The 15,589-nt window shown below is 38.4% G+C and carries 11 protein-coding genes; 1 reads left to right on the forward strand and 10 read right to left on the reverse strand.

Going from position 1 to position 15,589, the window contains the following annotated elements; translation table 11 throughout:
- Positions 1-292 precede the first annotated feature (292 nt).
- From MKZ26_RS04550 to MKZ26_RS04570, 5 genes are all read right to left on the reverse strand, one after another.
- Positions 293-3,496 carry an AAA family ATPase gene (locus MKZ26_RS04550; protein WP_340764677.1) on the reverse strand — a complete coding sequence of 1,068 codons (3,204 nt, stop codon included), beginning with the start codon at positions 3,494-3,496 and terminating at the stop codon, positions 293-295.
- Positions 3,493-4,248 carry a hypothetical protein gene (locus tag MKZ26_RS04555; protein ID WP_445683452.1) on the reverse strand — a complete coding sequence of 252 codons (756 nt, stop codon included), beginning with the start codon at positions 4,246-4,248 and terminating at the stop codon, positions 3,493-3,495. The genes MKZ26_RS04550 and MKZ26_RS04555 overlap by 4 nt, the downstream gene beginning before the upstream one ends.
- Positions 4,190-5,620, reverse strand: coding sequence for a hypothetical protein (locus tag MKZ26_RS04560; protein ID WP_340764681.1), 1,431 nt, complete (start codon positions 5,618-5,620; stop codon positions 4,190-4,192). Before MKZ26_RS04560 ends, MKZ26_RS04555 begins: the two co-directional genes overlap by 59 nt.
- A complete protein-coding gene (locus MKZ26_RS04565) occupies positions 5,596-6,915 on the reverse strand; it encodes a DUF2399 domain-containing protein (protein WP_340764683.1) in 1,320 nt (439 codons plus the stop codon). Before MKZ26_RS04565 ends, MKZ26_RS04560 begins: the two co-directional genes overlap by 25 nt.
- A 443-nt stretch (positions 6,916-7,358) precedes the next feature.
- Positions 7,359-8,774, reverse strand: coding sequence for a short-chain fatty acid transporter (locus MKZ26_RS04570; protein WP_340764685.1), 1,416 nt, complete (start codon positions 8,772-8,774; stop codon positions 7,359-7,361).
- A gap of 268 nt (positions 8,775-9,042) precedes the next feature.
- Here MKZ26_RS04570 and MKZ26_RS04575 point away from each other — a divergent pair, with 268 nt between their 5' ends.
- Positions 9,043-9,951: a LysR family transcriptional regulator gene (locus MKZ26_RS04575; RefSeq protein ID WP_340764687.1), complete on the forward strand. Its 909-nt coding sequence runs from the start codon at positions 9,043-9,045 to the stop codon at positions 9,949-9,951.
- Between the two features lie 232 nt (positions 9,952-10,183).
- Here MKZ26_RS04575 and MKZ26_RS04580 read toward each other — a convergent pair whose 3' ends face one another.
- The 5 genes from MKZ26_RS04580 to MKZ26_RS04600 all read right to left on the reverse strand — a co-directional run bounded on the left by MKZ26_RS04580 (position 10,184) and on the right by MKZ26_RS04600 (position 15,295).
- Positions 10,184-10,885: an ABC transporter ATP-binding protein gene (locus tag MKZ26_RS04580; RefSeq protein ID WP_340764689.1), complete on the reverse strand. Its 702-nt coding sequence runs from the start codon at positions 10,883-10,885 to the stop codon at positions 10,184-10,186.
- Between the two features lie 11 nt (positions 10,886-10,896).
- Positions 10,897-11,673 carry an ABC transporter ATP-binding protein gene (locus MKZ26_RS04585; protein WP_340764693.1) on the reverse strand — a complete coding sequence of 259 codons (777 nt, stop codon included), beginning with the start codon at positions 11,671-11,673 and terminating at the stop codon, positions 10,897-10,899.
- Between the two features lie 18 nt (positions 11,674-11,691).
- On the reverse strand, positions 11,692-12,978 hold the full coding sequence (locus tag MKZ26_RS04590; protein WP_340764696.1) for a branched-chain amino acid ABC transporter permease: 1,287 nt from the start codon (positions 12,976-12,978) through the stop codon (positions 11,692-11,694).
- A gap of 9 nt (positions 12,979-12,987) precedes the next feature.
- A complete protein-coding gene (locus tag MKZ26_RS04595; protein ID WP_340764697.1) occupies positions 12,988-13,974 on the reverse strand; it encodes a branched-chain amino acid ABC transporter permease in 987 nt (328 codons plus the stop codon).
- Positions 13,975-14,104: 130 nt separating this feature from the next.
- Positions 14,105-15,295 (reverse strand): branched-chain amino acid ABC transporter substrate-binding protein, encoded by a 1,191-nt coding sequence (locus MKZ26_RS04600; protein WP_340764700.1) that lies wholly within the window; start codon positions 15,293-15,295, stop codon positions 14,105-14,107.
- Positions 15,296-15,589 lie beyond the last annotated feature (294 nt).

Genomic DNA, 15,589 nt, shown 5'->3' on the forward strand with positions numbered 1-15,589 from the left:
ATGCTTATTGTCGAAGACCGTGCACAAAACATTTATAAACGGTAAACTGGCTACTTATATGACATAGGATTAGACTTCGGGGGCCGATCAATGTCCTTGCGATTAATTACAGCAATACTAAACAAATTCCTGAATTTGTTTGGAACTTTTACAAAGATAACGCTGCCATTAAAGATAAAATCACCACTATTGATAGTACGGTGAGATAATTGCCCGAAAATCAACAAGAACATTCTCATAAGTCATTTTCAGCTCATAAGAACGTCCATTTTTCAGCTTAGTCGAAAAAAACTTATGTTTTCACAATTCCAACTACTTTACTCCTCGGAATTGAAGGGTCATGTTGGACTACGAAGGCTTTATTAAATCGATTGACATAAGCTTGCTCATGCGATTTTGGTGTTAAGATGATTAACTTTCGTTTCAGCACTTGTTCATAGAGATCAAATACTTTTAACTTGCGTTGTTCGTCTAATGCACTGTCGAACTCGTCCAGAACGATAAATCCTGGTGAAGTTTGTAGGTTTTGCAAAAGAGCCAAGGCAAATAATAAAGACGTTAGTGACTCTTCTCCTCCTGAGACCCCTTTCCCTACTTTTCCCGCACGTGCTTTTATGCTGACATCTTCCATGGCGCCGCGGTGACCTTCTTTTCGAGCCTTGATATACAAATCAAAGTGTGTTCGCCCGCGCTTATCTTCGTAGGAATGCCAACTAATTTCACCTTCGAATTGGAATTGACTCATATACATTTTAAAACGTTGCTCAATTTCAAGAACACGCATATTGATAGTTGTTTGCAGACGGTCTTTCAGTTTTTCCGCTCGGTCAATGTTTTCTTCCAATAAAATTACTGTCCGTTTATATTCATCATCCATTCGCTCATATTCAGATTTCACCGTATCATAATTTTCCTGAGCGGCTGGATCGATGTCCGATTCTATTCGAGCATTCTGGAACATTGTTTTTCCATTGTCATAATCGATTTTCAGCTGCGGAATCGACTTTGAATCATCTTCGTTCATCGTACCCACAACTTCCAAATACAAGTCAATAACTAGTTTTTGTAAATCCGTCAGTTCACCTGCCATTTTAATCGCTTCTGATTGGGCGACTTCTTTATAACTGCGGGCATTGACCAACTGTTTTTTTATGGATTCAATTTCTCTTCCTAAGTCTTCGATGTTGTCTTCACGCTGACCCATCTTTCTCTTTATTGTTCTTTGATACCCTTCCAATTGATCAAGTATATTTTCCGATTCTTGGATAGATGTATTTAATTTTTGGATAGCTGTCTGGTAACCCACCCGCTCCGTTTTAAGTGCACTTAAACGTTCAATTTGATCCTTCATTTTTGCAAATTCAGTATAGATGGCTTCTTCTTCTCGAAGCTTGCTTATTGCATTTTCTTGTTCGATTTTCAAATGCAGCCACTCATCTTTCTTTATCGCCAAGTGAATTTGCTGTGCTTCAACTTCTATAATACATGTCTGTTCTTCCGACAATTTCTTTTTCTCAAGTTGACGTTCGTGCTCTTTTGTCATAAATGCCTCTGCATCGCGAACTGTATAGATTATTCCATTAAGCACTTGGATTTGGTTGTTGTTTTCCACATGTTCTTGTTCATTATCTGCTAGTAATTGTATAAGCTTAGCGATTTGTTCTTCTACAACTTGCTTGCGTGCCAGCAATGATTTTTCACTTAATATATAGCGTTCTTTTTCTTGTAGCCCACGAACGCCAAGCGGATCTGTCAACACGCCATGTGTGAGGCTAAAAAGGGAATCTTCCTTCACGATTTTCTCAATCCACCAGAGAGCTTTCATCGCATAAGGCTCCATCAGTTCATCTATCCCTTTTTTAATTTGCAAATGAAGGTCTGGCAGATGAGTGATGGAACGATTGGGTACGGTTTCCACTAGTGAGACATGATACAAATCATTCGGAGGTGTAATGTGTTTTCCATTGAAAAAAATCGTGTATTTAATCGCATCAAATAGCTGCTCTTCCTTTAATTTAGCGGCATCCGTTAGCTCAATCAATTCTTGTAAAGCATAGGCTGAAATCTGCTTGTTCCGGAGATACGCCAATGATTCCATTTGACGTGCAGACAGATTACGATTACTGGTCAGCATAGAAAGTTCCGCTTCGTATTCCCTCAATTCCTTCCCCTTACTAAAAAGTACATCCTTTACAACACTATCCCTGTCAGTAAACCCCTGTATTTTTTCGGTAACAGCATGACTACTTTTGTATTCCTGAAGTATTTCTTTACACTGGATTCCTCGTCGCGCATCCTCCTCGATTTGGAGTTGCAAACGAATTGCGGTCCCCTTTCTTTTTTCCCAGTCTTCTTTCAATTGAAAAAGTTCTATGGTTAGGCTTTCTATATTTTGTTGTGTTCCATTTTGTTTGGCTAACAACTGTTGAAGTTCTGTCCTTACTTCTTGCTCCGTTCTGTCTATTCTGCTTTTTCTCTGTATAATGAGGTCTAATTCCTCTTTCAACTGATTAATTTCAACATCCAATTGACTGACTTTTTCTTTTATTCCCTCTAACTCTTCTTGCTTTTCACCTAATTCTTTATCCGACAGTTCATAGTCGGTTTTATAACCTTTTAATTCTATTTCTTTCTTTTTAAGCTCCCCTTGTTTTACTGCAAGCTCATCAACTTTATCTAAACGACTGCTATCTAAATCTATTAAAAGGCGCTCCTGAATCTTAATTTCATTTTTGTAGTAGGCTTCTAGCTTTACTAACGATTCAATATACATTTTTGCACCTTCATGAAGGCGCTTTTGATTGCCAAGAAAACGATCTAATGCTATTTGCCTGAAGGTAAGGTCGGACTTCTTGAACTTAACATTTATTTCAGCTCCCTGAAGCTCTTCTTGCGTCTCTTTTGCCTTCTCTATACTGGCTTCCCAATCTTTATGTGCCTTGTCGATGCCGTGCATTTCGCTAAATATCCGAAAACGTTCCTTTGGATTCATAACTGCAAATTGGTTGACTTCCTGCTGATACCAAATAAGATAGAAAAGATCCGGATCTATTTTGTATTTGTACTGCAAGTCTTCCTTATAGTTCGTAAAACTATATTGCCGATGCCCCGACCGGTAGGTAATCGTTTCAATCCATTCATCCACTTCTTCTCCACTGTGAATGGAAAATTCTTGCTTGATGGGTTGCCCAGGCTCTTGTTCAATTTTTAATGAAAATTCGATATAAGTAGGTGCATCAATTTTCATCAAACCATCATTTTTAAATAATAGAGATATGATTGATTTCCACGTTCGATCTGGTGGTAAGTTACGGGATTTCAAACCTTCTACGTCCACTTTTGATGAATAAAGTACCGCACCCATGCAAAATGAAATGGTTGATTTTCCTGCACCATTCGGACCTGTAATCATAATGTGACTATCATTTCCCGCCATATCAATCATCGTCGGCGCAAAGTCACGTATCCCCGAATAATGAAGTCTCCATGGAATCATTTGAACTCCCCTTCCTGTTCGGCTGCATCGCTTGTCTCCTTATAGAGGTTATAACGATTAAAAAACTTCAATACTTCTTCTTTATTCAATTGATTGGACTGGCTAAATTCCGTGACTCGTCGTAAAAAGGAATCCGAAAACATATGAACGCCGATTGCCGTTAGTTGATAAGCTTTCTCTTTCGACTCTCCATCATATTCTTCAAGCGCACCGATTTTTTTCAATGTAGCAATATTGTTTTGTATTTTTGTATTTGCTTTTGTTGTTTCATGACCAAATGCATGTAACAGTTGATCAAACAGCGTGAATTCGTGCTGCAACACCTCCTGTTGATAAAACATAAATAGTAAAATGGCTAGGCTTTCGCTTGGCAATGTATTTCTGGCTGCACGGGATGGTACTCTCATCATGGCGATCACTTGATCGCGACGTTCGTCATAAATGACTTGGAAATAACGACTAATCGCTTGATTAAGCCGTTGTAGAAAGGAATGGAATTGTTGATCATTTTCTTGTATATTTAAAAGCTTTTCAACTTCTTTTCTGGAAAGTCCGAAGTTATTGGAACGCACTGTAGCGGAAGAAGAAAATAAAATAGTTGTAAAAGCTAGTTCCTCTTCTTGTGATAAAACACCTTTGAGAGATTGCAAAACATTTAATGGATTGACATTAGATGTTTTCTCAGAAGTTTGTTCATTGCTCTCCCTCGCTTTGTTGGCTAGGTTTTCGTTGTCTGACGATTGTTGCGGCATCTTCATGATCCATCCACTCCCATTCTTTTTCATAAGCTTGCTGTTCCATTTGTTCAGTTGGTTGGCTCAGTGTCACTTTTTTATTGCCAACCAATGCGGATACAGCGGTAAGTGCGTTGACCGCATCGCTCCATTTGGCAGATGTAGCTTCTATCACAAGCTGCTCCATCGGGGCTTCTTTATGTTCCATTAGGTACTGTTCAATCATTTCGGTTTCAATCATTGACTTAGTCAATAACCAGCTGGATTCACCCATCATATCCTCCAATTCAGCGATAGTAATTTCCTCTGATTGATAGTGAATGGCTTCCTCTTGCTCTTCTAGCGGCATAACTTTCGGTTCGTAGGTTTCAATATAGTCAATGGCTTCATCAATCGCAGCATAAGACAGTGGAGATGCAAATTTCACAGGCACCCATATGCCATCTAACGCCTCATCTTCATACTGATTTTGTTCTAAAAAGCTGAAAAGTTGGTAGGCGTTCGGAACATCTGAATCGAGTGGTGGATCATACATATCGATGATAAATTTACGCACTTTTTCGGGGTGAATGGTTTGAGAAAGTGGTGTGTGCTGCATATGAGTGAATCGAACAAATTTCTTAATCATACCGAGGCTTAAATTGGTTCCTTCTGCAAGAGCACTCGTCCCTTTTTGCATGAGATATGACAACACTAAACTATCTTCAAACGTTTGAAATTGTCGAAAACGTTCGTCTAATTTCACTTCAAGCTCTTCCATTAATTCGTGAGCTATCTCAAGTTGTGAAAGCGCATTGCGATCCGCTAGCATCTCCAATTCCCGCTCTTTCAGCAAACGAGTCGCATCCTCCACGTTGCGAATCATGCTTGCGATAGCATTCCCACCCGATATACCACGATCATCGTAAGCCTCACTTATTTCCGCATCACGTCTTGCCTGAAATAAAGAACGCCCAATTTCATCATTCATATAATAAGCAAGTGAGTCATTTGCTAAGCGAATCAATGCTTCCATCATACGTTTTCCGGCATCTCGCATTTTCAGTTGCCTTGATTGCTTGGATATCCAATTAAATTTGACAAGGACATTGACGATTTGCTCCACTTTCTTTTTAGTCGGAGGATTTGAATCGTCGTAACGATTACTATAGCGGTAATAAAGCATATCGGCATTTTCAATTGGATCATCCATGCCAAGCGCTTCTTCATTAATCAATTGGATAATACGCAGAAGACGTAAATTTTCAATAGGTGATTCATAGGCGATATGTGAGCCTAGATCACTTAATACACCCGCTAAAGACGCGATATCTCGCATCGATTGCAACATTTCTGGCGCAGTTTCACTCGATTTAAAAATTGAAATTAACGATCGATCCACATTTCCCACTGGGAAGCCCCTCCTAAAAACTGCTCTTGTTCAGCTTGTTGTAGTTTAATAAATGACTGCATGTACTCGTCATATGCCTGCTGTTGTTGAATGACTTGATGGTCATGCGTAATCCATTTTATATCGATTGTTGAGTCTATTAAAACCGTACGATACATTTCATTGGCGATATAAAGCCCCGCCTGATCGTAGTCAGTCCAGAGTAGTACCTGCATAATTTGACTATTTGTCAAAAGTTGTTGAATACATGTTTTGTGTGCTGAACGTAGCTGACCATCTACACAAATAATGAGGGACTTCGTGTTTTTAACGAAATCTTTTTCCATAGCCATTCGTGTTAGAATTGCTCGATTTTCAACAAGCCATAAAGTAGTCGCCTCAGTAGAATAAAAGTCTTCCCCTATGGATGAGTCTGTCAATGCATGGATTGGACCCGCTTCATAAGAAGACAATAATCCCGTCAATTGCCCAGAGAAAAAAATAGGTGTGATTTTCCCAAGACTTGTTAAACCAATTATGTTGACTGGGTGGCTCGACCACTCTTCCCATAATTCGATAAAATCTTCTTTTTCTGCATCAAATTGTTTTGACCCACCAATTATTTGGTAGTAGCGCGCCCCAATTTCTTTCCAGTCAAAATGTTCTTTTTCCATACTTACCTGTAAGGTCGCCAATATGAAATGAAGAAATTTGAACTGCTTAGCTATTCTCCATTTATCCGGAAAGTGCGTCACTTCACTTAACTCTTGGCCAGCACAATACCGAATCTTTTCTAGCATTTTTTCAATCGCAGACATTCTACTTTTCGAATGAATCATCTTCCTGTCGACTGACTCTATGAATTGTTGAGCATCACTTTGCCAAGCGCGATACGCTTGTATCATTGCCTGATCTTGTTGAACACTACGTGCTGTTTCATATTCATATAATCGTTGGCCCATTCGGAAATGGATGGATTGTACCGTTTTTTCATCTTTATGAAATCGTATTTCCTTCAGAATCCATCCTTCCTCTAGCCAATTTAATGTTGAAAGGCTACGATCTGGCAATTCAAGTTTTTTTCTTATTGTTAATGCAAGCTGCTGTATGTAATCTGGAGGAATATCTCCATTCTTAAATAGAAATTGGGGTGCCAGCGTGAGTAGTCCAACGATGCGGTATCTCCTTTTGCTTTGTTTAATAATGTTTATATCAATTAGTGATGCATCCATTTCAATAGCCGGACCGAATTCCAATTGTTCACCACTTTTTAATATTGCACTTTCAAGATAATCCACCACGCGATTGTCTAACAATGTAATCCCTCATTTTCTCGATATCTCTTTCTATTCTAACAAAGTTATTAGATTTAGATTACAAATTGGATTCTAAATATTCCCACATTCTGCTACCTCGCTAGTTTTATAGTATTAAAATGTCCTGTTGATCGTTCATTCCAAAAAACGTTTCCCTTTAATCAAAGAAAACGGAAGAATTTCACGCCTTATTTCCAACCTATTCAATGCCAATACACTTTCAGTCATTTTATAATCCATAGCACAATAACTAACTCTATACTCAGCACTAATAAAGTCATTGCAAGTGAATGGTACTAATAATTCCAATTCGCTCAGAACCAAATAATCTTCACTAAGGAAACTCACATAAAAGTTACTAGAGAATATCCAATAACCTACTACAAAAAGGCCCTTGGAAACTCCTACTGGAGTTCCCAAGGGCTCAAAATCAATTAAAGGTATTATTCAAATATAGGAGCTATATATGGCATTGTTTTTGCCAAGATCCACACTAAGAAAAGGACAACGGGTGCGTGGAAAATCAATTGTAAAATGGAATATCCGGCAAGGTCTTTTGCTTTGACACCCAAGACACCCAATAAAGGTAACATAAAGAATGGATTTATCATGTTGGGAAGGGCTTCTGAAGCATTGTATACTTGTACAATCCAGGCCATACTAACATTTAATTCTTTTGCGGCTGCTAGCAAGTACGGCGCTTCCACAATCCACTTGCCACCGCCTGAAGGGAGAAATAACCCTAAAATGGCTGAATATATCCCAGCAATAAGCGGAAATGTATTTTCAGTCGAAATGGATAGAAAGAACTTCACTGCCATATCATTGAGTCCGGAGTTCATTAAGATCCCGAAAATCCCTGCATAGAGGGGAAACTGAATGAGCACACCACCAATAGCAGGTACCGAATTGGAAACTGAATTCAAGAAGTTTCTTGGTGTCCAATGCAAAAGCAATCCTAACATTAATAACATAAAGTTATAGTTATTCAGATTAAGAGCAGCGATTGGTCCTGTTTGCGAAATCACATTTATAATATAAATCGAACCGATACCCACTAATAAGAGCGTTAAAATCGGGCTGTATTCTAGCCATTCTCCGGGCCTTTCAGCCTTCATTTTCTCCTTCTCAAGCGTACCAATTCTACTATAATCAATACCAGCCATTTCGGCAGTCTTCGCTTTCTCTTTACTCGGGGCAGAGACATAAGCAATCCAAACTGACAAAGTGATAAGAACAACAATCATGACTAAGTTTTGCCAAGTAAAAATCGTTTGCGACATCGAAATCGTCCCACTGATTTCGTACAAAGCGGGTGGAATTGAAGCTTTCGTTGCCATTAACAATGCTGCTGAAGAAGAAAGACCTAATGCCCAAACGCTCCCGAGTCCCAGGAATCCCGCCGCGCCCATCGCACGATAATCGACACCATCCACACGTCTGCTAATTTCTTTAATTAGAATCCCACTAAAAACCAAACTAAATCCCCAGCTTATGAGCGATGTAAACATAGAAAAGAAGGCTACAAAAGCTACTGCCTTCTTCGGTGTATTAGGAATTTCAGCAAGTCTTGCAATTAGTTTATGAACGGGTTTAGAAGAAGCTACTACGTAACCAGTAATGATGATAAAGGCCATTTGCATTGTGAAAGGTATTAAATCCCAGTAATGAGTACCAAAATCGACACCAATTTCGACTGGAGTCCGTCCCATAATTAAGGCAACAACTGCAATTAAAACGACTGCAATCGCAGCAAAAATATACGCATCCGGGAACCACTTTTCACTCCAATTCGCTAGTGAAATCCCCAAGCGTTCCATAGCGCCTTCTTGTTCAACATCTTTTTTCTTTTTATTCAATCGACACACACCCCTCACTCAAAATTGTTACATCATAAAATTTACTTCTGTTTTCTTTTTCACTCCCTCTATGTTCCACCATTCATCCTTTCAATAAAACTTTGAATGCCATCCATAATAATTATTTCACTATTATGGAAAATAAGAACCCGCTTCCAAAGAATGAATTCATTACCTCCTCTTGCATTCCCTAATGATTGAGTTTACAATTTATTTGAATATAAGTAAAATTCATAATTAGAATAATCTTTATTCCAATATCGAATAATTGGGAGGGTTTGTTATCTTTGAGCTTCGCGACATTAAGTCTTTTATAGAAGTAGCTAATCACCATAGCTTTACAAAAGCCGCAGAACATTCGTATCTCTCACAGCCTTCATTAAGCAAGGCCGTAAAAAAACTTGAAGGGAAATTAAATATTAAACTTTTTGACCGTTCAACGCGTCGCCTTCTATTGACTGATGCCGGTAAAATTGTATATAGACAAGGGCAACAGGCTCTCGCTTCGCTGAATGAGTTACCTATTTTGCTAGAGGAGTTAAGTGACGGGGCAGCCGGAGAAATTAAAATTGGGATTCCGCCACTTATAGGCACACTTTTTTTCCCGCAAATTGCTCGTACATTCCACAAGCAGTATCCAAACGTAAAACTCAAACTCGTCGAACATGGAGCAATTTTGATTGAACAGCTTGTTGCAGAAAGCCAGATTGACGTTGGTTTAATTGTACTTCCAGTTGATCAGTCAATTTTCAATATTTACCCCTTTATCAATGATGAATTTTTAGTATATATTCATCAGGATCATCCGCTCGCGAAACGCGAATCTGTTAGTTTGTCTGAATTAAAAGATCAACAATTCATTATTTTCTCGAAGGATTTTGCTTTACATGATTATATTATTAGCACATGCAAGATAGCGGGCTTTAACCCATCTATTTCATATGAGAGCTCACAATGGGATTTAATTGTAGAACTAGTTGCTTCAAAGCTTGGAATTACTTTATTACCTGCATCAATTTACGAAAAACAAAATAATCCAGTAATTAAAACAATTCCACTGCAAAAACCATCTCTTCTATGGAAATTAGGTATTATAACGAAAAAAGATGCGTATAATTCATTTGCGCTAAGAAATTTTCTGCAACTATTTACAGAAGATAGTTCTTTCCCAAAGTGAAAGTATTTATATACTAAATTAGGCATTTAATTATGACTCAATTCAGAATCATGCGAGTGGGGTATAAAGAAATTCCGAAGTCAACGAGAACCCGGCCTTCTTAACAAACGCAACGCTAGGACGTACCTAATACACCTGTTACAACACCTAAAAAAAACGCTTGGATATTTAATATCTAAGCGTTTTTGAATAGATTGGTTAAAAAATCCTAAACTTATAATCTGACTTACTACTATGCCAAATACGCTTCTCGGACTTCTTCATTAGTAATTAAATCAGAGCCGTTTCCTTGAAGTTTAATTTCTCCTGTTTGAATAACATAACCTCTATGCGCAATTTGCAGCGCTTGATAAGCATTTTGTTCCACAAGTAAAATGGTTATACCTTCTCGATTTAATTCTTTTATGATTTCAAAAATTTGTTCCACAATTATTGGGGCAAGCCCCATTGAAGGTTCGTCTAGCATTAATAAATCCGGTTCCATCATGAGCGCTCTCCCGATGGCAAGCATTTGCTGTTCCCCTCCGCTCATCGTACCGCCCTTTTGCTCGATACGATCTTTTAATTTCGGGAAATAGTGAAATACTCTTTCCATTCTTTCATTAATCACATTTTTATTTTTCACAGAAAATGCTCCCATTAGCAAATTCTCCTTAACCGACAGTTTCGAAAAAATCCTTCTACCTTCGGGAACATGAGCAATTCCTAATAAAGTCGTTTCATGGGCGGGCTTGTTTGAGATTTCCTGTCCATTATATATAATGTTGCCAGTCTTTACTTTCACCAATCCGCTTATGGTTTTTAGTGTGGTTGATTTTCCAGCTCCATTACTACCTATAAGTGTTACAATTTCTCCCTTTTTCACTAACACGTCTATACCCTTTAAGGCATGTATACCACCATAATAGGATTCAACATTTACTAATTGAAGCATATAGTGTCCCCCTATCCCGTTTGAATAGCTCCCGATCCTAGGTATGCTTCTATAACCTTTGGATTATTTCTGATGTTCTCAGGCATACCTTCCGCAATTTTTTCGCCATGATCCAATACAACAATATGTTCAGAGATTTCCATGACGAGCTTCATATCGTGCTCAATTAAGATAACAGTTAGATTGAATTCATGTTTCATGCTCTGTATAAGCTGAGTTAGATTTTTTGTTTCTTTTGGATTCATGCCTGCCGCAGGTTCATCTAATAATAAAACCTTTGGATTAGCAGCAAGGGCTCTTGCAATTTCCAGTCTTCTTTGTGCGCCATAGCTTAGATTACATGCTTTTTCATTTAAAAGATGAGCTAGTCCTACATATTCCAATAAGTTATATGCATTCATTTCTGAAGCCTTCTCTTCCTTCCGAATTGCAGGAAGATTTAATAAAATACCCATTAGACCTGCTTTTAAATGGGTATGCATACCAACAAGGACATTTTCAAGTACTGACATTTCATTAAACAAGCGGATATTTTGAAATGTCCTCGAAATCCCTTTTTTTGAAACGTCATGCGGTTTTAATCCGTTTATTTTTTCATTTTCAAGGAGGATTATGCCCGACGTTGGCTGATAAATACCGGTTATCATATTAAAAAATGTTGTTTTTCCTGCACCATTCGGTCCAATAACTGCTGTAATTGAGTTTTTCTCCACTGTCATTGATACATCTTGATTTGCTGTTAGACCACCAAATTTTTTAGTTAAATTTCGAACTTCTAAAATAGACAATTACTGCACCTCCTTCTGCTACAGCTTCTCATTTTCCGATTGTTCCTGCGTTGTTACTAACTTAGCTTTCCTATTTACTCCTTGTAAATCCTTTTCGATAAATATACGGTTTTTTGCTGGCAAGAGTCCCTTTGGTCTATATAAAGCAAACAGGATTAATAGTGCTCCAAATATGAACCGTTGCATTTTAGCTGGTGATAATGCGTATGGAATCGAAATTATCCCCGACAAGCTTAGTTGATTTAACCAATTTGTCATTTCCGTCAATACTTGGAGATTCAGAATCGTCATAACGGCCGCCCCAAGAATAACGCCCGGGACACTTCCCATACCTCCCAAAACCACCATTACTAATATCGTAATTGACTCAAGTAGTGTAAAGCTTGTAGGGTCTACAAATGCTTGTTTAGCAGCAAAGACGACACCCATCATCCCTGAGAAGGTAGCACCAATCGCAAACGCCATTAGTTTTGTCCGAACTAAAGGGACACCCATAGCTTGAGCAGCTATTTCATTTTCCCTAACAGCCTTCCACGAGCGCCCTATTTTAGAGTATTCAAAACGACGAACTGTAAAAATCGTGAAAAATAGGAGAACAAGTACAATGTAATAAAATTGGCTAGGATAAAGGAAATCGATCCCAAACAATCTAGGTGGAGTTACGGAAGAAATTCCCATTGCGCCGTTTGTTATATTAATGGGGCGATCTAGATTATTAAATATAATTCTAATGATCTCTCCAAAACCTAACGTAACAATAGCTAGATAATCTCCCTTAACCCGGAGAACTGGTATTCCAAGGAGAATTCCAAACAATGCAGCTACCAATCCACCTATGATAATAAATAGCCAAAAGCTTTCTCCCGATAAAGGGAAAGTTCCAAATGGCATAAAATTAGATGCTTGCGCTGTAGCAAAAATACCATATGTGTATGCCCCAACTGCGAAAAATGCTACAAAACCCAAATCGAGAAGCCCAGCCATACCAACTACAATATTTAACCCTAATGCCATAGCAATATAGATACCAACAAGTGTCGAAACTTCCATGTAAGATTGATAAGCATCACCATTACTAGCTGTAAACGGCAGTAAAAACACTAGTACAAAACCCGCTATCAACCATTTTGTGAGATTAGTAAACTTTGTAAAATATAATAGTAATAACGAAGTTAATAGAAGTAGAAACGCGGCAACTGACTTCTGTGCCGTATATAAACTTAGTGATGTAACTCCGATGTAAATTAGAAGAAAGATTCCATGCGCAAGTTTGTTTTGTTCATATTTTTTCCATAGAGTTTTCAATCTTCTCACCTACACTTTCTCAGTGACCGGTTTGCCTAATAAGCCCTCCGGTTTAAAAAGTAACACGATGATCAATATCGCAAATGCAAACACATCTTTGTATTCGGCACCAAATACTCCACCAGTTAAAAGTGTTAAATTAGCAGATGCAAACATTTCTAATACCCCAAGTAGTAAACCGCCAATCATTGCGCCACGAATATTTCCTATGCCGCCTATTACTGCCGCGGTAAATGCCTTCAATCCGAGAATAAACCCAATATAAGGATCTATGGTTCCGTATTGTACAGCAAATAATACCCCAGTTGCGCCGCCAAGAGCAGATCCTACAAAAAAGGTTATTGAAATAACTTTATTCACATTTACTGTCATCAAGGACGCTGTTTCTCGATCTTGTGCTACAGCCCGCATCGCCATTCCCCATCTTGTCCTATTCACAAATATATCTAGAGCAATCATCATAATTACCGCCGTAACTAGCACAATAATAAATGATGTTTTTATAGATGCATCGTTAAAAATGGAACTTATGGAAGAAGTTTTAATCAAAACTTGTTCTGTAAAAAGACTAGGTCCCGTTACAATATAGTTTCCTTTTGTTAATTCTGCTATGAATCTTACAATATCTTGTAATAAAAATGAAATGCCAATCGCTGTAATAAGCGGAATTAATCTAGGTGCATTGCGTAATGGTCTATATGCCAATCTTTCAATACCCATCCCCAAAAAACCTGTTAGGAAAGCAGTCACAATGAGTACAATAATTAGCATAACAATGGCAGGTAGCGCCGAACCCCATCCAGTTCCTGTCATAAAGATTAATAGGGCTGTCCCGATAAAAGCACCTGTCATGAAGATTTCCCCGTGTGCAAAGTTAATTAATTCTAATATCCCATAAACCATTGTGTACCCTAAAGCAATTACAGCATACACAGTTCCTAGGGCAAGACCGTCAATCAAGACTTGCGGGATCGTTTGTATTATTTCGTTCAGCATAAGCTACCTCCTTGTCAAAGGTGTATAAAAGAAAAGCGCAAGGCGCCGCACAGGCATAAGCCGGTCTGACTTATGACCCGAAGAGCTGGCACCTGGAGCTAGACAGTTAAAATGAATCTTACCCTTCAAGCTACTTATTTTCGACTTCACCTTCTAATTGCGGTGGATAACTAGCTTCTTTATAATTAAAAATAAATACTTTCGCATACTCATTGTCGCCAATGTCATCAAAGCTTACTGTTGTCAACACACCTTGATAATCTTTTATTCCACGAACAGCATCTCTTACTTGTTCGCGTGTCGGCAATTTATTATTATTTGCTGTAATTGCATTCTCGATACCTTTTAATACCACTCCCATAGTGTCATAGCCGTATACTGAGTATGCTTCTGCATCACGATTGTTAATTTTTTTGTACCTTTCCATAAACTCTTTTCCAGCTTCTGATTCAGCAGGATCTCCTGCTAGAGTAGTAATGTACGTATTTTTAATTGCATCTCCAGCAATTTCAACGAGTGTAGAAGAATCTAATCCGTCTCCACCCATAATCGGGATATCAATACCTTTTTCTCTCGCTTGTTTTATTAATAGCCCGCCTTCTGCGTAGATTCCCCCGAAGTATACTAGATCTGGTTTCTTAGAAAGGATTTGGTTTAGAACTCCATTAAAATCTTTCTCTCCAAGCGTAATCCCTTCAAACCCAAGAATTTCAGCTCCTGCATCTTCAGCACCTTTTTCGAAGGCTTTCGCAAGCCCCGTACCGTATGCTGTTTTATCTTGAACGATAAAGATTTTCTTTGCTTTTAAAGTGTTAACTGCATAATCAGCCCCTGCTGGACCTTGAGAATCATCTCGAGCAACGATACGATTCACTGTTTTTAATCCTCTATCTGTAACTTCTGTTGCCGAGTTGGCTGGTGAAACCATTGGAATACTGTATTTTTCATATACTTCTGAAGATGGGATAGCAACACCTGAGTTGAAGTGACCGACAACCGCGAATATAGATTTATCTGCGCCTATTAATTGAGCATTTGCCACTCCTTTTTTGGGATCGGCTTGGTCATCGAAAGGGACGAGTTGCAACTCAAATCCTAATTTTTTAAACTTTTCCTTTTGGTCGTCTAATGCAAGCTGTGCACCTAGCTTAATTACTTCTCCAATTGCAGCACTACCTCCTGATAGTGGTGTCTGTGTAGCGATTTTAATAATCGGTAAATCTTTTCCCCCAGCCGTTTTGGGCTTTGAACCACAGGCCGCTAACATACCTACCACCAAAACTCCCGCTAACAATAAAGCTAAAGATTTTTTGACCTTCATGTTGACCCCCCATTCTTCTTAATTGAAGTACAAGCCTTTGTATATGTATATTGATTAGAAACAAGAATTAGGACAGATTATTCATTTTTATTTTCAGGAATTTCGTTCCAGTTAAGCACTATAATGAGAAATCCACAAAAGAATGTTTGTTTTATGCCATATTCATTAAAAAAACCTCTCCCCAGTTCAATCAGTGAACCGAGAGAAGTCTATGATTTAAGCTGCCTGGGGAATTGTTAACTAAAATTGGATACGAGTCCAAGATATCCCGTTACTTTTACGGACGCGTAATGA

This window comes from Sporosarcina sp. FSL K6-6792 (genome assembly GCF_038004885.1).
In the GTDB taxonomy this organism is placed as follows: Bacteria; Bacillota; Bacilli; order Bacillales_A; family Planococcaceae; genus Sporosarcina; species Sporosarcina psychrophila.